Raw genomic sequence first — 19,049 nt, 5'->3', positions numbered from 1 at the left:
CAGTGGTGCGTTACACATTGTGAACAGGCGCTGATGTGGCGCCAGATACACACGTGAACACGTACACGGAAAGGACTTGACCAAAAGGTGCGAAGTAACAACCCAGTACTGAAGAACTTGCCCCAAGCCGACCAGCAGGGCTACGGCTACCAGAGCCCGCAGGTCACAGACGCCGAGCGCCCGATGACCATCGATGACGTGGTGAGCAAGACCGGCATCACCCTTGCGGTCATCGTCGTCTTCGCGGTTGCGAACTTTATGCTGGGCCTGTCCAACGCGGGCCTGGCCATCATGCTTACCTTCGGCGGTGCCATTGGTGCCTTCATCACCGTGCTCGTGCACGCGTTTTCGAAGAAGTTCGGCTCCAAGACCCTCACGCTGATTTACGCCGCTTTCGAGGGCCTCTTCGTTGGCGGGTTCTCCTTCCTCTTTGCCGGGATGCGGGTCGGCGATTCGTCCGGCAGCATGATCGTCTTCCAGGCGATTGTCGGCACGATCGGCGTCTTCCTCGGCATGCTCGTGGTCTACCGCACCGGTGCCATCCGGGTGACCCCGCGCTTCAACCGCATCCTCACTGGCCTGATCTTCGGCGTGGCGATTATGGCGCTGGGCAACTTCCTCCTCGCCATCTTCACCGGGATTAACCCGCTGCGCGGCGGCGGCACGCTGGCCATCATCTTCGGCCTCGTGTGCGTGGTGCTTGCGGCGCTGTCCTTCCTGCAGGACTTCGATGTGGCCGACAAACTGGTGCGCACCGGCGCGCCGGCTCAGGCTGCCTGGGGCGTGGCACTCGGCCTCGCAGTGACCCTGGTGTGGCTCTACACCGAGATCCTGCGCCTGCTGTACCTCTTCCAGGAACGCTAAGCTAAGGCACGCAAAAGCCCGGTACCTTGCGGTACCGGGCTTTATGCTTGTGGACTAGTTGCCCTCGGGGAAGACCGGGGTGCCGTCAACCGTGATATCGGTGTACGCCAGCACTCCGTTGACCAGCTGCGGGTTGCTCAACGCGATAGCAACCTCGGGCTGCTGCGCGTCCGAGTCCTGCGTGACGCGAGTACCGGTGCCGGTAGCAGACTCAGCGCCCCAGGAATCCCAGGTGATGTTCTGCAGGACGTCATCCTGGCCCTGGCAGTCAAGGTTGAATTCGGTCGGGCGCTCGAGCTCGACCTCGCCGCAGTTCGCGATAGTCGGCGTTGCATCAGCCGGGGCGCTCGAAGCCGCGGTGGTGGCGCCGTAGGACGCCAGGGACTCAGCCTTCTGGCTGGTTGCGGTGTCGATCTTCTGCTCGGAATCGACCTGGTGCGGCGGGTGGCAGGCGGCGAGGGACACAGCTGCCACAGCGATCAGACCGGCAGCGGCGGGGCGGGAAACGGAAATCACAGGATCAGTCCTTCTACGGTTCAACTCAAAACTGGGGGTGTTAAGCGCGCGGCGTCGACGCCTTAACTGAATCATACGGCTCCGCGGAGAGAATCGTCACCGAAATCTCGCGGCCGTTCGGGGCCGTGTAGGTGCGGGTCTCGCCCTCGGAAGCGCCAACCACAGCGGCACCAAGCGGCGAGTTCTCGGAGTAGGTCTCCAGGTCCTTATTGTCAGTGGACGCGGCGCGGGTACCGATGAGGAAGGTCTCCTTATCGTTCTCGTCGCCGTCGTAGTAGACGTGGACGACGGAACCCACGTGCGCGACACCCTCGACAACGCCGGTGCGCTCGGTGGTGGAGTTGGCCAGCAGCTCGGAGATCTGCTTGATGCGGGCCTCTTCCTGGTCCTGCTGCTCGCGTGCCGCGTCGTAGCCCGCGTTCTCCTTCAGGTCGCCTTCCTCGCGGCGCTCGTTGATCTCGGCTGCGACGACCGGGCGGTTATCAATCAGCGCCTGCAGCTCTGCCTCGAGCTTGGCCTTCATCTCTGGGGTGATGTACTGCTTCTGCGTATCAGCCATGCGGTTTACCCTTCCCTCATACGTCAAACGAGCCCGCCTGGTATGCAGATCGGGCCCAGTCCGACGGAACAATTACGTGCTCGTACAAATATACAGGCGGGATTTTAGCACACCTGCCAGGCACTACCGCGCAGAGTAAAAGGCGCTCTGTGCATCCATGTAGGTCGGTATCTCATCCGCGCAGCCATAGACGCGGCCGGAAGCGAGATCGCCACTGACCGGCATGTCTACCGCGATACGCTGCATTTCCTCACCACCGGCGGGCAGTACCACCTCGCGGCGGCCGATTTCTGCGTGTTGGTAGTCCACGGCGATGACGATGCAGTAGGCCGGAGCCTCCGGGTCGTCACGGGTCACGTCAATCCACAGGCGGGAGGTGTCATCGTCGATGCGCTCTTGGGAGATGAAGTCTGCGCTGATGGGCTGCGCCGAGCGGTCGCTCACCACGCGTGCGACGGCGAAGATCATGAACCCCACGAGCAAGATGGCGGCGATCGCCATGATTCGCCCGGGAAGGTTTGAGGGCTTTGTTGCCTCTGAGCCGTAGCGCTGGCGGGCGGAGGGGGAAGAAGGTTGCGAACTCGAGCTAGACACTACGGTGACCTCACAAACTGCTGCAGGCGTGAAAGATGACTTCGCCCCTGATCGTACTAAGATGGGCCGGAGTTAACGCACTGCCCCCTACAAAAGTTGGAGTTTCTCAGTGACTGGTTTGCGGTTATTGGCAATCCACGCGCACCCGGACGACGAGTCGTCCAAGGGAGCGGCGACGATGGCGCGGTACGCCGCTGAAGGTTACCGCGTCAAGGTGGTGACCTGCACCGATGGGCGGCGCGGCGATATCCTCAACCCAGCGATGGACCGGCCGGGGGTACTCGACAACATCATTGCCGTGCGCGAGGAGGAAATGGCGCGCGCGGTGAGCGCGCTCGGTGTCGAGCACGAATGGCTCGGCTACCAGGACTCCGGGCTACCCGAAGGGGATCCGCTCCCGCCGTTGCCGGAGGGGTCCTTTGCGGTGCAGGACCCGGTGCAGGTGACCGAGAAGCTGGTGGCGTCGATACGCGAGTTCCGGCCGCACGTGATCATTACCTACGATGAAAACGGCGGCTACCCGCACCCGGACCACCTTATGGTGCACACAATTTCCATGCTTGCCTGGGAGAAATCGGGGGATCCCGAATTTGCGCCTGAGGCTGGCAAGCCGTGGACGCCGTTGAAGCTGTACTACAGCCATGGCTTCATCTTGCAGCGCATGAAGCTGCTGCAAGAACGGCTCATTGCCCAAGGCAAGCCCAGCCCCTACGAGCTGATGATTGCCCGCTGGGAGGAAAACAAGGCGGACGTGATGGGCCGGGTGACTACCCGCGTCGAATGCAGTGAGTATTTCGCGCAGCGCGCCGAGGCGCTGCGGGCGCACGCCACCCAGATCGACCCGGCCGGCGCGTTTCTGGCAAGCCCGGTCGCTGACCAGCAGGAAGTATGGCCGACCGAGGAGTTTGAGCTCGCGCGCAGCCGCGTGGAGACCGAACTGCCAGAATGCGATCTGTTCGCCGGCATACCCACCGCAGAGAAGTAACGAAGTGAAGGACACCTAGTAACAATGAGCTCGATGTTTTCCACGCTGGCCGCCTCCGCCACCAACGCCTCCAGCTACGTCCTCGCCCAGGCACCGGCGGAAACACCGGTTGGGCCCGACTTCGGCAAGGCCTCACCAGTGGGCCTGCTGATCATCGTCGTGCTGGCCGTGGCGATTCTTGCCCTCGGCTTCGCTTTCCACCGGCGTTTCTCTCGTTTCCGGCGCCGTCAGCAGTTTGCGCAGGCGCACGGCATTGACCCCTTTGATACGCAGGCCCTGGACCAAGCAATGCAGGAAGCCGGCGTGCTCGACCGGAGCAAGAAGCACATCTTCTAGGCGTACGTGCCAAGGGTAAGGTGAGTGGCGTGACTGTGCTGGAAAAAATCCTGTACCCGCTATACGAGTACCGTTTGCGGCGTGAGCTGCGCGGAAAGAAGCGGCCGAAGCACATCGCCGTAATGGCCGATGGCAACCGCCGCTGGGCCCGCGAGGCCGGGCTCAGCGATATCTCGCAGGGGCACCGTGCAGGGGGCGCAAAAATCGGTGAGCTCGTTCGGTGGTGCGCCGAGATGGACGTGGATGTGGTCACGCTCTACTTGCTGTCCACTGAGAACCTCCAGCGCACCTCCGAAGAGGTCGAGCTGCTTTTCGACATCATCTCGGACGTCATCGACGGGCTTGCCACCGAGCACTACTCGTGCCGCGTGCGCCTGGTTGGTCACCTCGACCTGCTGCCGCCCGACGTCGTCGAGCGGATGCAGCGCTCCGCGGCCTCGACTACCGGCAAGGCGGGGCTGACCGTCAACATCGCGGTGGGCTACGGCGGCCGACAGGAGATCGTCGACGCGGTGCGCGAGCTCATCGGTGACCAGGCGGCAAAAGGTGCGAGTGCTGCGGAGATCGCAGAGGCGGTTACGGTCGATTCCATCTCCGAGCACCTTTACACCTCCGGCCAACCCGATCCGGACTTGGTTATTCGGACTTCGGGCGAGCAGCGTCTTTCCGGCTTCCTGCTGTGGCAGGCCGCCTATTCGGAGATCTGGTTCACCGACACGTACTGGCCGGCGTTCCGCAAGATCGATTTCTTACGCGCGCTGCGCGAGTACTCGCAGCGTTCGCGGCGGTTCGGGAAGTAAGCCTTAAATTTTGCGCATGCGGACTCGCTGCACAGTGTGGTCGAAGTCCTTGCGCAACACGAGCGAGGCCCGCACTTTCGTCGGCAAGATGTTTTCCACCAGGTTAGGCAAGTTGATCGACTGCCACAGCTCGCGGGCTTCCCGCGACGCCGCGGCGTCGTCAAGGCCCGCATAGTTGGCAAAGTGCGCACCCGGCTTTGTAAACGCCGTGTTGCGCAGCTTGAGAAAGCGCGAAATGTACCAGTGCTCGATGTGCTCGGTCGCGGCATCCACGTAAATAGAAAAATCGAAGAGGTCCGAGACCATCAAGGTTGGCCCGGTCTGCAGCACGTTGAGGCCCTCCAAGATGAGGATGTCTGGCTGGCGGACCTCGATAAATTCGCCGGGCAAAATGTCGTAGGCGTTATGCGAATAGATCGGGGCTTTCACCACCGGCTTTCCCGACTTGACCTCGGTGACAAAACGCATGAGGTTGCGGCGGTCGTAGGATTCCGGGAAGCCCTTTCGCGCCATGAGGTTGCGCTCCTCCAGGACTTCGGTGGGGTAGAGGAAGCCGTCGGTGGTAATGAGATCGACCCGCGGGTGCGAATCCCATCGCTGCAGCAGGACCTGCAGGACACGCGCGGTCGTCGACTTTCCCACCGCAACGGAGCCCGCCAACCCGATAATGAAAGGCACGTGCCCCGGGTCGCCGCCGATGAAGGTCTCCGTGGCGTTGGTCAGCTTCTGGCGCGCCCGCACCTGTAGGTGGATCAAACGCGACAGTGGCAAATAGATGTCCGCGACTTCCTCGAGGTCCAGGTTCTCGCCGATACCGCTGAGCTTTTCCACCTCGTCGGCGGTGAGCACTTGCGGCATTTTCGCGCGCCGCTTGCGCCAATCATCGCGGTGAAAATCCAGATACGGGCTGGAATCGAAGCCTCGTGCGCCTTGAGCCATGCCAGCCATTGTTCCATCCGCGTATGCGGGCGGGTGAATACAGGTGGCCCCGCGCGTCGCCTTAGCCGTTTATACTGCTAGCCAGCGGCCCAAATCACACGGCTGCGCAGAAATGCTATCGAATACAAGTGAAAGGACCCGGAGCACGTGTCTGAAGACTTCCGCTACCAGGATCTCGCCACCTTTGACCCCGAGGTGCACGACGCCATTGTCAACGAGCTGAGCAGGCAGCGCAATACTCTGGAGATGATCGCCTCCGAGAACTTCGTGCCGCGTGCCGTCCTGCAGGCGCAGGGCTCCGTGCTGACGAACAAGTACGCTGAGGGCTACCCGGGGAAGCGCTACTACGGCGGTTGCGAGCACGTCGATGTGGTCGAGGACCTGGCTATCGCCCGTGCCAAGGAGGTCTTCGGCGCGAAGTACGCCAACGTGCAGCCGCACTCCGGCGCGCAGGCGAACGCGGCCGTGCTCATGGCGCTCGCCGAGCCGGGCGACACTATTTTGGGTCTGAGCCTCGCCCACGGCGGGCACCTCACCCACGGCATGAAGATCAACTTCTCCGGCCGCCTCTACAACGTCGCCGCCTACGAGGTAGAAAAAGACACCCACACCATCGACATGGCGAAGCTGCGCGAGCAGGCGCGTGAGGTGAAGCCGAAGGTGATTATCGCCGGCTGGTCCGCCTACCCGCGCCACGAGGACTTTGCAGAATTCCGCTCCATCGCCGACGAGGTCGGCGCCTACCTGTGGGTCGACATGGCGCACTTCGCCGGCCTCGTCGCCGCTGGCGTGCACCCGTCTCCGGTGCCGCACGCCCACGTGGTGTCGTCGACCGTACACAAGACGATTGGCGGACCGCGCTCCGGCTTCATCCTCACCAACGACGAGGACCTGAACAAGAAGCTCAACTCCGCGGTCTTCCCTGGCCAGCAGGGCGGTCCGCTCATGCACGTCATCGCGGCGAAGGCCACTGCGTTCAAGATCGCGGGGATGCCCGAGTTCAAGGATCGTCAGGAGCGCACGCTCGAGGGGGCACGCATCCTCGCCGAGCGCTTGACCCAGCCGGATGCCAAGGAGGCCGGCGTGGACGTGGTGTCCGGCGGCACCGATGTGCACCTGGTGCTCGCGGATCTGCGCAATTCCGAGATGGATGGCCAGCAGGCCGAGGACCTGCTGCACAGCGTGGGCATCACCGTGAACCGCAATGCCGTGCCCTTCGACCCGCGCCCGCCGAAGGTCACTTCCGGCCTGCGTATCGGCACCTCTGCGCTGGCGACCCGCGGGTTTGGCAAGGAGGATTTCGTCGAGGTCGCGGAGATCATCGCCGAGACCTTGATCAAGGGGGAGGCTGCCGACGTCGAGGCGCTGCACGCCCGCGTCGACAAGCTGGCGCAGAAGTACCCGCTCTACCCGGAGCTGGAAGACTGGAAGATGCTCTAAGCCTCTTCTGCGTCCCCGCGTTGCGCGGCGTGCGCCGCGCGGGCTTCGCGCAGCCAGTCGGGCTGATCCTTCAGCAGCTCGCTGATTTCCTCGGTGGTCAGCGGGCGGTCCATGTCGTGCTTCTTCAGCGCGGTGATTGAGATACCGAGCTTGCGCGCCACCTCCGGGCGCGGGTGAGGCCCGTGCAGCCGCAGCTCTTTGAGCCACTCCGGCGGGTTGTGCTGCAGCTCGCGCAGCTCAGCGTGGGTGACCGCCCCCTCCTGGAACTCCTGGGGGGTAGCGGGCAGGTACACGCCCAGCTTCTTGGCGGCGGTTTCCGGCTTCATGGCCGTGCTCGACGGCATCTTCTGTGTCATGGTGCACACGGTAGCATTCTGTCCATGCTCTCTTTCGCCTTCGTCACCGGCTCCGCGCCGGGGAAGTGGATCCGCCGTTACCAGCAGGCCACCGGCAAAAGCATCGAGGCGGTCGATTCGCCCGACCCTTGGGCCCTGCTTATCGACGCCCCGTCGTCCCCACCTCCCGTCGCCCTCATCCGCCTGCCCGATCCGCGGCTTGACAAGGCGAGCGAAGACTTTCACGTGGTGCGCCTTTACGAAGAGACGCCGGGGGTGGCTGTCCCGAAAGACTCTGTCTACGCCGAAGTGGGGGAGAAAGTAGCGGAGCGCGACTTGGAAGGCGAGTACGTCAACCTCGCGTTCGCGCAGCGCCCGGATGTCGACGCGGTGCGGGAGGCGCTGCAGGTGGTGGCCGCCAATGTTGGCATTGCCTACGGCCCGTTGCCGCTGCTGACGCACCTTTCGAAGAAACAGGTCGTACCGCTTGAGGTGTATGGGCCATCCGTGGAACCCACGCCGGTGGCGCTCGTGTGGCGAAAAGCCGATGACTGCGACGCAATTCAGGACTTTGTCGGTATTACCAAGGGGCGTTCCGTGCGCTCTTCGCGGACCACCCAGTCCGCGAAACCGGACAAGAAGAAGGCCAAGGCGTATAGCGGTGCTCCGCGCAAGAGAGGGACGCGAAAACACCCCCGTAAGGGTGGGGGGCGGCGGCGTCGATAAGCAAAGCTTGCATAATGGGGACGTAATAGATCAGTACAAAATAGTATGAAGGGGTTTTCTTTTTATGACTATCTCGCGCAAGCTTGCCGCATCCGCAGCAGTCCTTTCCCTGGCAACCGGGCTGGTGGCCTGCTCCTCCGATGATGCGGACAGTACCGACGAGACTGCCGTCGTCGAGGAGACCGCGACCGAGGTCGAAACCGCTACCGAGACCGCGGCAGAAGAGGCTGAAGGTGCTGAGGGCGCAGAGGGCGCTGAGGGCGCAGAGGGCGATACCGCCGAGATCGCTACCGCCGACGGCGAGACCGTGATGGCACCGTCTGGCCTGGCAGCCGCGATGGACAAGTACGCCGACCCGGCCTGGGGTGAGCCGGTAGCAGTGGAGGAGACCGAGAACGGCTGGATCGTCTCCTACGACGGCGAGCACTACGTCACGTGGAACGAGAACACTGGTGGCGCACCGATTTGGGGTGAAATCGCCAACGAGTGGATCAACGGTAACCACGAGTCGACTCTGGGCTTCCCCAAGGAGGCGGAGACTCCGCTGCCGTCTGAGTCCGGCTGGATCCAGGAATTCGAGCACGGCACCATTGAGTGGACCCGTGGCGAAGACGGTGCTTTCGCGCCGATTATCAACGAGGCGTAAGCCACGTTTTTGCACCTCACCCGCCGCGGTGAAACGAAGCCCTCTGCGCAGTTTGCGCGAGGGCTTTTTGCACATGAGAATGGAGCGCATGACCAAAAACGGTTTCAACATTCGCCCGATGCTCCCAGAGGACTACCCGCAGGTCAGGGCGATCTATGAGATGGGCCTGAGCACAGGAAACGCCACCTACGAAACACGCGGCCAAACGTGGGAGGAGTTTTCCCGCGGCAAGATCATTGAGACCGCTTTCGTCGCTGCAGACGCCGAAGATGACCAGAGGATTCTCGGTTGGGTCGCTGCCGCGAAGGCGTCGTCTCGCAGTGTCTTCCACGGCGTGGTCGAAGACTCGATCTACACGCACCCGGACTCGCGCGGGATGGGTGTCTCCGGCGCGCTGTTGGACAAACTCATCGCAACCTGTATTGATCTGGACAAGTGGTCCATCCACTCGTGGATCTTCCCGGAAAATACCGGTTCGGCGGGCCTGCATATCTCGCGTGGGTTTGAAAAAGTCGGCACTTTCCATCACATGGCCAAGATGACCTACGGCGAAAAGGCTGGAGAATGGCGCGACTCCGACATCTACGAACTGCTGCTTCCTAAGCCCGACCAGAAGTAGGGCGTCACGGCAAATCAGCCGATCGGTCGATGCGGGTGATGCAGATGCGGGCCTACTGTCGGAATCGTCGAAAGAGGCTCGGGGACCGCATAGGCCGCCGCGGCGAGGACGTCGACGGCCTACTCACCTCTGCCATCGGCTTCGGCCTCATTGTCTTCGGGCTGATCGAGGCGCCCACACTCGACTGGTGGACCAAGAAGGACAACCTGCAGATCGGAGGGTGGTCGTGGCCGGAACGGTAGCCGATCTCGCCGGTGCCACTGGCCATTGGGGTCGGCCTCGTCTTCATCGGCCTGTTCATCCGCTGGGAGCTTCACCGCGCACGCAACGGGCGCGACGCGCTATTAGACCTGAACCTGTTCAAGGTCGGCACGTTTTCCTGGGGTAACCTCACCGCCGCTACCGTGGCAATTAGCGAGTTCTCGCTGATGTTCGTTCTCCCGCTCTTCTTCGTCAACTCGGTTGGCTTGTCCACGCTGCTCACCGGCCTCGTGCTCGCCGCGATGGCGCTGGGCGCGTTCGCCTCCGGCGCCGCTGCCCGGCTGACCGCGCCCGGTGTGGTGGTGCTCGGTCTCGGTCTGGCGTCCGCGCAGCTCACCTCGACAGTGCTTGGCGACATTCCGCCCGAAATGTCCGGCGCGGGTTCCGCGACCCAGTCGACGGTCCGCCATCGCCGGTTCGCCCCTCGCCGCCGCGATGACGCGCTCGATCCCGCAGATGCTCGAAGGCATCGTCGGGGTGCCCTCACAGCTTCTCGGCGCCGCGCCTGAGGATTCGATGGTCGCCCCGCTTGGCGACGCCCGCGATGCCATCGTGACAAACCTCTCCGCCGCCTTCGCGCACTCCGCGGCGTGGTCGATCGGTTTCTCTGCGCTTTTCCTCATCCTAGGCCTGCTTGGCTCGCTGATGGTGCTACGCCAATCCAGAAAAGGCCATCTCCATTAGACGTGTGTTTCGACTCGTTGGTTCCGTTTCGGGCCGATATTGGGTTCATTCTCACATGTGCTTGTTTGTGCAGGTAAGCGTGGTTTATTCTCGGGTGCATGACAGATTTGGATGCACTCGCCATGTTCGACCGTTGCGGTTTCGACTTCGTTCACGCTGCGGCCGGATACACGCCTGCCCAGCTGCAGGCACACGGCATCCAAAAAGACCGCGCGAAGCAACTGCACGCCACAGCTTCGGTGTTGTGCGGGCCGACCTCGCACACGAAATACCAGGCCCGCGCCGAAGAAGGCGCACGCATCAACGGCCACCGGTTGGAGACGTTGGCCTATATTGTGAGGTCTTCCCGCGTACTACGCGATGCCACCGCGCGCTGGCGCTATATCGAGCAGTTGTGCAACACGGCAGGGGATCTAGTGCGCATCCGCCATGTTGCCGCCGACTTGAAGGCTGAGCTGCAAACACCGGAGCCGCGTGTTCCGCGGGCGAGGGTGACCCACCACGGCGACGGACTAGCCACCCTGCGACTGACCGGGCCGGCAGCAGACCTGCAAGGCGTGTATGACGCGGCGAAGCACGATGTGGCCGGGTGGCTCGGTGGTGGCTGCCCGAAAGCAGACTACGTGGTGCGGGTGACCGCCAACCTGGATCTGGGTGACTATGTGCGCATCATGGCCGGCGAGGGCGATGATGTGCGTGTCCACTTCGATAATGGGGTGATTGTCTCCGGTGAGGAGTTTGTGCGCATGCAGCTCGAAGAGTTGGGTTCGATCATCCTGGTTGGGGTGATGGATGGGCCGGTCAACGCGTATCACGCGCGGTTTGCCCACCCGAAGCACCGGGAAGTCATGCTTGCGGACTCCACCACCTGCACGTGGAAGGGCTGCACACGTCCCGCGTCCGAGTGCGATGCGCACCACATGGAAGAGCACCAGCACGGAGGCGAGACCACACCATCCAATCTTGGGTGGTTGTGTAAGTACCACAACTCCCAGGCCGCACGCGGTACCCGCGGGCACACCGAGCGGCGCGACGGCCAGATCGTGTATGTCTCACCGTATGGGAACGTCACCGCCACCGGCACCGACCACAAAGCCCGCGCCGAACACCGAAAACCAGACCCGCCTTAATCCACCGTTTCCTTCAATGGGTCCTCCACGATGGGTACGAGCAGGAGGAATGCGAGAACCGCAAGCGGGACAATCATGAGAAAGACGGGGGTCAGCCCATCGTTGTAGCTCGTCAGTACTGCCTCTTTGACGGCGTCGGGAAGCTGGGCAACCTGGTGAGGGGTGAGGTTGCTGGAGCCGCCGTCGAAAAGCGGGCCGACGGTTTGCATCTGCTCAGGCGGCAGTTTCGCGATCGCGTCAGGGAGCCGCTCTGCCATGTTGTCACGCATGTTGTGGATGAACAGGGAGCCGACCAGCGATGCACCGATCGCGGAGCCGAGCTGGCGGAAGAAGTTGTTCGTCGCGGTTGCCGTGCCGACCATGGAAACCGGGAAGGAGTTCTGGACGATAAGCACCAGCACTTGCATAACCAGGCCGAGGCCGAAACCAAAGACGAACATGTACAGGCCCAACATGGTTAGTGACGTCTCGACGGTCAGGGTGGAGAACAGGTACATGCCCACGGCGGTGATCGCCATGCCGACGAGCGGGTAGACCTTGTAGCGGCCGGTCCGCGAGATCACGAAGCCGACGGTCATGCCGGTGCCGAGCATCCCGAGCACCATGGGCAGCATCATGAAGCCTGCCTCGGTCGGCGTCATCTCGTGCACCATCTGCAGGTACGTCGGCAAGTATGCGAGGGCGCCAACCATCGCCATGCCGAGCACCGTGCCCGCCGCTGTGGTGAGCACCATGTTGCGGCGAGTGAACAGCTGCATGGGGATAAGCGGGTTCGTGGCGCGCAGCTCAACGAAGACAAAGGCGATAATGCCCACAACCGCAATCGCAGCGGTAGTGAAGATGGTGGGGCTGGTCCATTCGTATTGGGTGCCGCCCCACGTAGTAGTGAGGATAAGGCTGGTGGTCGAGACGATCATCAACGCCATGCCAAGCCAATCCGCGTTGAGCGGTCCGGGGGTGCCGTGGCGCAGGCGCAGGACGGCGGTGCAGATGGCCATGGCGAGGATGCCGAGGGGGATGTTCATCCACAGGCCCCAGCGCCAGCCGGGGCCGTCGGTAAACCAGCCCCCGAGGCCTGGCCCGAGGACGGAGGAAACACCGAAAACCGCGCCCATCACGCCCATGTATTTGCCGCGCTGGCGGGCGGGGACCACCTCGGCGATAATGGCCTGCGAGTTGACCATCATGCCGCCGGCGCCGAGCCCCTGGATAGCGCGCCCGATGATCAGGAGCGTCATGGTGTGAGCGAACCCGCCGATCGCGGAGCCGATCACGAACAGCCCGATGGAGCCGATGTAGAACCACTTGCGGCCCAGTCCGTCGCCGAATTTGCCGTTGATCGGCATCGCGATGGTCATCGTGATGAGGAATGAGGAGATGACCCAGCTCATGTGGTCGACGCCGCCGAGCTCACCAACGATGGTGGGCAGTGCGGTGGAGAAGATCATCTGCCCCAGCGAGCTCATCAGCATGGTGAGCAGCAGCGCGGAGAAGATGAGTCCGACGGGCTGTGTCGCCTTTACGCTGTCGTGTTCCATTCAAGCTCCTTTGTCAGTGCGGTAAACGTGGCACCTGCGTTGAGCAGGTGTGAGGTGGTGGTGCCTTCTTCGGGTTGGGGGAGGTGGAGGTAGCGGGAGATGGCGCAGAAGACGATTTCCACGATGGCATGGATCTCTTCTTCGACCGGGCCATGCAGCTTCCTGTCGTGCGGATACTTCGCAAAATGCTTCTCGACGGCCCGCCACACCGCTCGCAGCGCCTCCCGCTTCCGAATCAGCGCGGCGCTTTCGAGCTCCATGTTGGCCTGGATGAGCGTCCGCTGCCGGGCAATGGTTGCCCGGTCGGGTGCTGCGGGGTCCTCCTCAAGCGAGGTGAGAATGAGCTCGGGGAGGTTGTCCGACTGCGTGGTGGCGATTGCCTCGAGGCCGGCATCGGTAAGCCGAACAGGCAGGACGCCGAAAATTGCGTGGTCCTTGGAGTCCATATAGTTGAAGAACGTGCGCCGCGAGATGTCCGCGGCGTGGCAGATGTCCTCGACCGTGGTGTTGTCGAGCCCGCGCTCTTCGACGAGGTCCATTGCGGCCTCGTGGATCCGTTGCCGGGTGCGCTGCCGTTTGGTTTCCCGTGTGCCTCCAGCATCTCTGTCATTTTGCACGGGGTGCAATATTACACCCAGTGCAATATTTGGCAACTTGCCCGTTTACTTCTGGTCTGTGTCCGGAATGCCGCGGGAAAGGGTACCGCCGGCGACGGCCGTATCGCCTTCGAAGTAGGTAAGTTCCACCAGGCCGGCCTCTGGCGCGTCGATGTCCCAGCGGGCGTCGACTGCGGCGTTGTCGGCGCCGCTCGACGAGGAACAGTGGGTGGTGAGGGGGACGTTGTGCAAGGAAGCGTCGATAAGCGCGGTGCACCCGGAGCGAGGGTAGGTCACAGTCGCGGTGCCGCCGCCGAAGGTGGCGACGACTGGCCACGCCGCCTTCTGGGGGCGACGTGCATCGTCGCGCAGGTTGTTGAAGGTCCCGGAGTACGTGCCGGCTGGGACGGTCTCGGGTGCGGACGCTGCAGGCTGCGCGGTCACGGTCACCGTCGCGGGCGGGGTGGACGCGCCCGGCTGGCTCGACCAGTAGGCGCCCGCGAGTGCGACGCCGATCAGTGCGAGTGCGAGGGCGAAAATGCCGCCGGCCACCCACGGTTTGTTCGAGCCGCCGGCGGTGCGCAGCTCGGAAAAGGAATCAGGCATAGAAAAAGTCCCCAGCTGTCATTGAATGATGCTGGGGACTTATCCTAGCGGCTTAGTTGCGGTCGGTGTTCGCCATCGACAGCACGTCGAGGCGCTTGTCCAGCTCTTCCTCGGTGAGCTTCTCGCCGTCGACGAAGCCAAGGTCGATCACGGCCTGGCGGATGGTGATGCCTTCCTTGATCGCGTGCTTGGCCACCTTCGCCGCGTTCTCGTAGCCGATCGCGGAGTTCAGCGGCGTCACAATCGACGGGGAGGACTCGGCGAGGCCGCGCATGCGGTCGACGTTGGGCTCGATGCCGTCGACAAGCTTGGTAGCGAACTGGCGGGCAGTGTTTGCCAGCAGGCGGGAGGACTCGAGGACGTTGCGCGCCATCATCGGGATGAACACGTTGAGCTCGAACTGGCCCTGGGTGCCACCGAAGGCGATGGCGGCGTCGTTGCCGATGACCTGCGCTGCCACCTGCGTTGCGGTCTCGCACAGCACCGGGTTGACCTTGCCCGGCATGATGGAGGAGCCCGGCTGCAGGTCCGGGAGGTGGATCTCGCCGAAGCCAGCGAGCGGGCCGGAGCCCATCAGGCGGATATCGTTGGCGATCTTGTACAGCGAGACGGCGACCGAACGCATCGCGCCAGAGAACTCGACAAGCGCGTCACGGTTTGCCTGCGCCTCGAAGTGGTTCTTCGCTTCAGACAGCGCCTCGACGCCGGTGAGCTTGATCAGTTCCTCGGTGACCTTGCCGCCGAACTCCGCCGGGGTGTTGATGCCGGTGCCGACGGCGGTGCCGCCGATCGCCAGCTCGCCCAGGTGCTGCACGGTGGCCTGCACGCGCTCGATGCCGAGCTCGATCTGGCGGGCGTAGCCGGAGAATTCCTGGCCCAAGGTGACCGGGGTGGCGTCCATCAGGTGTGTGCGGCCAGACTTGACCACCTCGTGCCACTCTTCGGCCTTGGCGGCCAGCGACTTCTGCAGGACCTCCAGGCCCGGGATGAGGTCCTGGACTGCCGCCTCGGTCGCGGCGACGTGCGTCGCGGTGGGGAAGGTGTCGTTGGAGGACTGGCCCATGTTCACGTCGTCGTTCGGGTGGACTTCAACGCCGTTCGCCTTCGCGATGGACGCGATGACCTCGTTGGTGTTCATGTTGGACGAGGTGCCGGAACCCGTCTGGAACACGTCGATCGGGAACTGGTCGTTGTGCTTGCCGTCGGCGATCTCCTGTGCGGCGGCGATAATCGCATCGGCCTTTTCGGCGTCCAGCTTGCCCAGGTCCTTGTTCACCTGCGCGCATGCCGCCTTGAGCAGGCCGAGGGCGCGGATCTGCTGGTCTTCCAGGCCGCGGCCCGAAATGGGGAAGTTCTCAACTGCACGCTGGGTCTGTGCGCGCCACAGTGCATCAACCGGCACCTTCACTTCGCCCATCGTGTCGTGCTCAATGCGGTACTGCTGTTCAGCCATATTTAACTCCCTTTGCTGTCTTGCGTTGTCGGTCACAAATATTATGCCTGTTTTGCTGCAGGCTAGTTGGAGGTCGGATCCGAGTAGTCGACTACCGAGTACTCCTGCAGCTTGGCCAGCTTGTGCTGAGACTCCACGAAACGCACGGTGCCGGACTTCGAGCGCATCACGAGCGAGCGGGTGGTCGCGCCGTTCTTGCGGTAGGACACGCCGCGAACCATGTCGCCGTTGGTCACGCCCGTCGCCGCGAAGTAGCAGTTGTCGGAGGCGACGAGCTCGTCGATGGTCAGCACGTGGTTCAGGTCGTGGCCCGCGGCCCGCACCCTTTCGCGTTCCTCCTCCGACTGCGGTGCGAGCATGCCCTGGATGTCGCCGCCCAGGCACTTCAGCGCGCACGCGGTGATTACACCCTCGGGGGTGCCGCCGATGCCCATCGCCATGTCGATAGAGTTGGTGTCTTGCGCGGCAGCGATGGCACCAGCCACGTCACCGTCCATGATGAAGCGCACCTTTGCGCCTGCCTCGCGGATCTCGGCAACCAGCTTCTCGTGGCGCGGGCGATCCAGCACGACGACGGTGACCTCGTCGGGGCGCACGCCCTTCGCCTTGGCGACTGCATGGACGTTCTCGGCCACCGACTTCGTGATGTCGATGTGGCCGGCGGCCTCGGGGCCAACCGCGATCTTGTTCATGTAGAACGCGTCTTTCGGGTTGTACATTGCGCCGCGGTCAGCGGCGGCAATGACAGAGATCGCGTTCGGGCGGCCTTCCGCCATCAGGCGGGTGCCGTCAACCGGGTCGACGGCCAGGTCGACCTGCGCGCCCTCGCCGTTGCCGACGTTTTCGCCGTTGAACAGCATCGGGGCTTCGTCTTTTTCGCCCTCGCCGATGACGATGACGCCGTCCATGTTGACGGAGTTAATCATCTTGCGCATCGCATCGACGGCCGCGCCGTCGCCCTCGTTCTTCTTGCCACGACCAACCCAGCGGCCCGAGGCCAGCGCTGCGGCCTCCGTGACGCGAACAAGCTCCATCGCCAGATTGCGGTCGGGGAAGTACTCTTCAGACTTCGACTCAGTCATCGAAACGTTGCCTCCTGAGGCTAAAAAATTCATGCAGTAGTCGTGGCGGGGGTGTACGGGCACCGCACCGCCCGGTTCCATTCTCGCACTTTCACGCCCGGTTCAGGCGCGTATCCCCACCTTTTTGGGGGAAGAGGGAGCCCAGCTGCAGGAACGCCCACCCTCCGCGACAAATTCGGGGGTGGGAGCGTGGGCGTGCCATACTGGCCGGGTGGCAAACAACACGAGGATTTTCGAGGACGGCCGCAACATTGCGCTCAATATGGTGCTGATCGTGGTCATCATGCTTGTTGCCGTCGGCGCGACGGGGCTCTGCACGTTCAACCCGGGCAAACCCGAGCAAGGGCCGGTACAGGAGGTCGACGCGGCGACGTTTCTCGACTTAGAATCCCGCGCCGTCGACTTCCCCGTGGTCTACCCGCAGGCTCCCGAGGGGTGGGTGACCAACTCGGCGCGGCGCTCGATGATCGCGCAAACACCCGCCCCGGTCGTGGGGTGGGTCACCGCCGATGGCGGTTTCTTGCAGCTTACGCAGACAGGGGCCCCGCTTGCCGACGCCGTGCAGCAGGCCGACAGTCGCCCCCGCGAACTCGCACGCACCGAACACATCGACGGCACCGAGGTACAGATCTACACCTCGGAGTCCGCCGACGTCCGCGATCTGTGGGCAGTTGACGCCGGTGAGGCGCGCTTTTTAGTCACCGGTGCCGGCACCGCAGAAGAGTTCCGTGCGCTGATCGCCGCGGCGCTGAAGGCCACGCCCATTACTCCTCAGGACTAACGCTGCGGGTTTCGATGGCGGCCTCGACGCGCTTCGACGCCCCGTCGAGAAGCACTTCGCACCGCTTGGCAAGCGCTTCACCGCGCTCCCAATACTTCAGCGACTCGTCGAGGCTCATCTGGCCCAGCTCGAGGATTTTCACTGTCTCGATGAGCTCATCGCGCGCCTGCTCGTAGCTCAATTCCTGCGGGTCCGGGAAAGCGTTCTCGCCGGCCTCGCCTGCGCCAAACGTGTTTTCTGCCATGGTTGTCTCCTTTTAATCTGCTGGTGTGGTGGCCATCGCGGCCGCGGTAATGGACCCGTCGCCGACGCGGATGCGCAGCTGCGAGCCGGGTGGGGATTGCTCGATGCTGGTGACGACCTCGGGCCCGCTGCCGTCGCGAGGAAGCACCTGCACGACTGCGTAGCCGCGGGCGAGCGTGGCCGAGGGGCCGAGCGCCGCCACCTGCGCGCGCAGCGAGGCGACGGACGCCTGCTCTTTCTGCAGCAGGTAGGTGACGTCGCGGCGGATCAGGCCGCGGGCGCGGTCGACCTCTTCGCGGCGTCGCGTAATCGCAGACAGTGGGTCCGCGAGTACCGGCCGGGAGCGCACCGACGCCAGGCCCTGCCGCTCGCGCTGCACCCAGCCCCGCAGCGCCGCCGCCATGCGTTCGCGGGCCTCCGCGACGAGCGCGCGCTCCTGGGCGACGTCGGGGACGACGCGCTTGGCCGCGTCGGTCGGCGTGGCCGCGCGCACGTCGGCGACGTTATCGAGTACCGGGTTGTCCGGCTCGTGGCCAATCGCGGAGACCACCGGGGTGGCGGCGGCCGCGACCGCGCGCTGGAGCGCTTCTTCGGAAAAGGGCAGCAGGTCCTCGACCGAGCCGCCGCCGCGGGCGATGATGATCACATCGACGTCCGGGTCGCGGTCGAGCTGTTCGAGCGCCTGCACCACCGCAGGAACGGCGAGTGCACCTTGGACCGGGGTGTTGATCACGGCGAACTGCACCGCCGGCCAGCGTCCCTGCGCAACCGAGATGACGTCGCGCTCGGCAGCAGAAGCCTTGCCGGTGATCAGCCCGATCTTGGTAGGGAGGTAGGGCAGGGGCTTCTTGCGCGCCGGGTCGAAGAGCCCCTCGGCGGCGAGCTGCTTGCGCAGCTGCTCGATGCGGGCAAGGAGCTCACCTTCGCCGACGTGCCGAATGTCGGTGACCCACATGGAAAAGGAACCGCGCCCGGCATAAAAAGCGGGCTTGCCGCGCACCACGACGCGGTCGCCCTCTTTCAGCGGCGTGGGCATGGATTGCAAGAGGCCGCTATTGACGGTCAGCTGTACGCTGACTTGCTCCTGGGTATCGCGCAGGGTGAGGTAGGACAGTTTCCAGGTCGGCTTGGCGTTAATCTGCGCAAGTTGGCCCTCCACCCAGAGCCACCCGAGCTTTTCGATCCACCCCTTGACCGTGGTGTTGAGTTTGGATACTGACCAGGGCGCTTCCGCTGTCGACGCGGGCCTGTCGCTTTCCGACGTCACGTTGTCTCCTTTCCGTGCCAAGCTACTGCCGAACATACACAGCGGCTGT

At 63.7% G+C, this 19,049-nt stretch carries 25 protein-coding genes; 13 read left to right on the top strand and 12 right to left on the bottom strand.

Annotation, left to right across the window (positions count from 1 at the left end; all coding sequences use genetic code 11):
* Nucleotides 1-87: 87 nt before the first annotated feature.
* The gene (locus M3G14_RS06810; RefSeq protein WP_259925730.1) at nucleotides 88-864 is read left to right on the top strand and encodes a Bax inhibitor-1/YccA family protein; all 777 of its coding nucleotides are present in this window, start codon (nucleotides 88-90) and stop codon (nucleotides 862-864) included.
* Nucleotides 865-918: 54 nt separating this feature from the next.
* Here the strand turns inward: M3G14_RS06810 and M3G14_RS06805 are convergent, their stop codons facing one another.
* The 3 genes from M3G14_RS06805 to M3G14_RS06795 all read right to left on the bottom strand — a co-directional run bounded on the left by M3G14_RS06805 (nucleotide 919) and on the right by M3G14_RS06795 (nucleotide 2,533).
* Nucleotides 919-1,380, bottom strand: coding sequence for a hypothetical protein (locus M3G14_RS06805; protein ID WP_259925726.1), 462 nt, complete (start codon nucleotides 1,378-1,380; stop codon nucleotides 919-921).
* Nucleotides 1,381-1,420: 40 nt separating this feature from the next.
* The gene (gene greA / locus M3G14_RS06800; protein WP_259925725.1) at nucleotides 1,421-1,939 is read right to left on the bottom strand and encodes a transcription elongation factor GreA; all 519 of its coding nucleotides are present in this window, start codon (nucleotides 1,937-1,939) and stop codon (nucleotides 1,421-1,423) included.
* Nucleotides 1,940-2,062: 123 nt separating this feature from the next.
* Nucleotides 2,063-2,533, bottom strand: a complete 471-nt coding sequence (locus M3G14_RS06795; RefSeq protein ID WP_259925724.1) for a DUF4307 domain-containing protein — start codon at nucleotides 2,531-2,533, stop codon at nucleotides 2,063-2,065.
* Between the two features lie 109 nt (nucleotides 2,534-2,642).
* On the opposite strand from M3G14_RS06795, the gene mca reads away from it, so the two are divergent.
* Genes mca through M3G14_RS06780 form a run of 3 tightly spaced genes read left to right on the top strand, consistent with a single transcriptional unit; the run spans nucleotide 2,643 to nucleotide 4,654 of the window.
* The gene (gene mca / locus M3G14_RS06790; RefSeq protein ID WP_259925723.1) at nucleotides 2,643-3,518 is read left to right on the top strand and encodes a mycothiol conjugate amidase Mca; all 876 of its coding nucleotides are present in this window, start codon (nucleotides 2,643-2,645) and stop codon (nucleotides 3,516-3,518) included.
* 33 nt (nucleotides 3,519-3,551) lie between these two features.
* A complete protein-coding gene (locus M3G14_RS06785) occupies nucleotides 3,552-3,854 on the top strand; it encodes a hypothetical protein (RefSeq protein ID WP_396122205.1) in 303 nt (100 codons plus the stop codon).
* Between the two features lie 29 nt (nucleotides 3,855-3,883).
* Nucleotides 3,884-4,654, top strand: a complete 771-nt coding sequence (locus M3G14_RS06780; RefSeq protein ID WP_259925719.1) for an isoprenyl transferase — start codon at nucleotides 3,884-3,886, stop codon at nucleotides 4,652-4,654.
* A gap of 3 nt (nucleotides 4,655-4,657) precedes the next feature.
* Here the strand turns inward: M3G14_RS06780 and coaA are convergent, their stop codons facing one another.
* A complete protein-coding gene (coaA, locus tag M3G14_RS06775; RefSeq protein WP_259925716.1) occupies nucleotides 4,658-5,593 on the bottom strand; it encodes a type I pantothenate kinase in 936 nt (311 codons plus the stop codon).
* Nucleotides 5,594-5,740: 147 nt separating this feature from the next.
* Between coaA and glyA the strand changes: the two genes are divergently transcribed.
* Nucleotides 5,741-7,033, top strand: a complete 1,293-nt coding sequence (gene glyA / locus M3G14_RS06770) for a serine hydroxymethyltransferase (protein ID WP_259925712.1) — start codon at nucleotides 5,741-5,743, stop codon at nucleotides 7,031-7,033.
* Here glyA and M3G14_RS06765 read toward each other — a convergent pair.
* On the bottom strand, nucleotides 7,030-7,389 hold the full coding sequence (locus M3G14_RS06765; protein WP_259925711.1) for a DUF5997 family protein: 360 nt from the start codon (nucleotides 7,387-7,389) through the stop codon (nucleotides 7,030-7,032). The two genes, glyA and M3G14_RS06765, sit on opposite strands and share 4 nt — an antisense overlap.
* 24 nt (nucleotides 7,390-7,413) lie before the next feature.
* Between M3G14_RS06765 and M3G14_RS06760 the strand changes: the two genes are divergently transcribed.
* The 7 genes from M3G14_RS06760 to M3G14_RS06730 all read left to right on the top strand — a co-directional run bounded on the left by M3G14_RS06760 (nucleotide 7,414) and on the right by M3G14_RS06730 (nucleotide 11,434).
* The gene (locus tag M3G14_RS06760; protein WP_259925708.1) at nucleotides 7,414-8,094 is read left to right on the top strand and encodes a LysR family transcriptional regulator; all 681 of its coding nucleotides are present in this window, start codon (nucleotides 7,414-7,416) and stop codon (nucleotides 8,092-8,094) included.
* Between the two features lie 64 nt (nucleotides 8,095-8,158).
* Nucleotides 8,159-8,740, top strand: coding sequence for an LGFP repeat-containing protein (locus M3G14_RS06755; protein ID WP_259925707.1), 582 nt, complete (start codon nucleotides 8,159-8,161; stop codon nucleotides 8,738-8,740).
* Between the two features lie 88 nt (nucleotides 8,741-8,828).
* On the top strand, nucleotides 8,829-9,359 hold the full coding sequence (locus tag M3G14_RS06750; RefSeq protein ID WP_259925706.1) for a GNAT family N-acetyltransferase: 531 nt from the start codon (nucleotides 8,829-8,831) through the stop codon (nucleotides 9,357-9,359).
* A gap of 44 nt (nucleotides 9,360-9,403) precedes the next feature.
* Nucleotides 9,404-9,601 (top strand): hypothetical protein, encoded by a 198-nt coding sequence (locus M3G14_RS06745; protein ID WP_259925704.1) that lies wholly within the window; start codon nucleotides 9,404-9,406, stop codon nucleotides 9,599-9,601.
* A gap of 12 nt (nucleotides 9,602-9,613) precedes the next feature.
* Nucleotides 9,614-10,129, top strand: coding sequence for a hypothetical protein (locus M3G14_RS06740; RefSeq protein WP_259925703.1), 516 nt, complete (start codon nucleotides 9,614-9,616; stop codon nucleotides 10,127-10,129).
* Nucleotides 10,098-10,304 carry a hypothetical protein gene (locus M3G14_RS06735; RefSeq protein WP_259925702.1) on the top strand — a complete coding sequence of 69 codons (207 nt, stop codon included), beginning with the start codon at nucleotides 10,098-10,100 and terminating at the stop codon, nucleotides 10,302-10,304. The genes M3G14_RS06740 and M3G14_RS06735 overlap by 32 nt, the downstream gene beginning before the upstream one ends.
* Before the next feature lie 98 nt (nucleotides 10,305-10,402).
* Entirely contained in the window at nucleotides 10,403-11,434 is a 1,032-nt protein-coding gene (locus M3G14_RS06730; protein WP_259925701.1) for an HNH endonuclease signature motif containing protein, read from the top strand.
* Here the strand turns inward: M3G14_RS06730 and M3G14_RS06725 are convergent.
* From M3G14_RS06725 to glpX, 5 genes are all read right to left on the bottom strand, one after another.
* On the bottom strand, nucleotides 11,431-12,972 hold the full coding sequence (locus M3G14_RS06725) for an MDR family MFS transporter (protein ID WP_259925700.1): 1,542 nt from the start codon (nucleotides 12,970-12,972) through the stop codon (nucleotides 11,431-11,433). The two genes, M3G14_RS06730 and M3G14_RS06725, sit on opposite strands and share 4 nt — an antisense overlap.
* Nucleotides 12,954-13,589 carry a TetR/AcrR family transcriptional regulator gene (locus tag M3G14_RS06720; RefSeq protein WP_259925699.1) on the bottom strand — a complete coding sequence of 212 codons (636 nt, stop codon included), beginning with the start codon at nucleotides 13,587-13,589 and terminating at the stop codon, nucleotides 12,954-12,956. The genes M3G14_RS06725 and M3G14_RS06720 overlap by 19 nt, the downstream gene beginning before the upstream one ends.
* 45 nt (nucleotides 13,590-13,634) lie before the next feature.
* Complete coding sequence (locus M3G14_RS06715) at nucleotides 13,635-14,174, bottom strand: hypothetical protein (RefSeq protein WP_259925697.1); 540 nt, start codon at nucleotides 14,172-14,174, stop codon at nucleotides 13,635-13,637.
* A gap of 52 nt (nucleotides 14,175-14,226) precedes the next feature.
* On the bottom strand, nucleotides 14,227-15,627 hold the full coding sequence (locus M3G14_RS06710; RefSeq protein ID WP_259925695.1) for a class II fumarate hydratase: 1,401 nt from the start codon (nucleotides 15,625-15,627) through the stop codon (nucleotides 14,227-14,229).
* 62 nt (nucleotides 15,628-15,689) lie between these two features.
* The gene (gene glpX, locus M3G14_RS06705; RefSeq protein ID WP_259925694.1) at nucleotides 15,690-16,709 is read right to left on the bottom strand and encodes a class II fructose-bisphosphatase; all 1,020 of its coding nucleotides are present in this window, start codon (nucleotides 16,707-16,709) and stop codon (nucleotides 15,690-15,692) included.
* Between the two features lie 211 nt (nucleotides 16,710-16,920).
* Here glpX and M3G14_RS06700 point away from each other — a divergent pair, with 211 nt between their 5' ends.
* Nucleotides 16,921-17,490, top strand: coding sequence for a DUF4245 domain-containing protein (locus tag M3G14_RS06700; RefSeq protein ID WP_259925691.1), 570 nt, complete (start codon nucleotides 16,921-16,923; stop codon nucleotides 17,488-17,490).
* Here the strand turns inward: M3G14_RS06700 and M3G14_RS06695 are convergent.
* Both M3G14_RS06695 and xseA read right to left on the bottom strand, forming a co-directional pair.
* Entirely contained in the window at nucleotides 17,474-17,734 is a 261-nt protein-coding gene (locus tag M3G14_RS06695) for an exodeoxyribonuclease VII small subunit (RefSeq protein WP_259925689.1), read from the bottom strand. The genes M3G14_RS06700 and M3G14_RS06695 overlap by 17 nt on opposite strands.
* A 12-nt stretch (nucleotides 17,735-17,746) precedes the next feature.
* On the bottom strand, nucleotides 17,747-19,000 hold the full coding sequence (gene xseA, locus M3G14_RS06690) for an exodeoxyribonuclease VII large subunit (protein ID WP_259925687.1): 1,254 nt from the start codon (nucleotides 18,998-19,000) through the stop codon (nucleotides 17,747-17,749).
* Nucleotides 19,001-19,049: the final 49 nt, after the last annotated feature.

Source organism: Corynebacterium sp. p3-SID1056, from assembly GCF_025152525.1.
Taxonomy (GTDB): Bacteria; Actinomycetota; Actinomycetes; order Mycobacteriales; family Mycobacteriaceae; genus Corynebacterium.
This window is presented reverse-complemented; position numbering and strand designations above follow the sequence as displayed.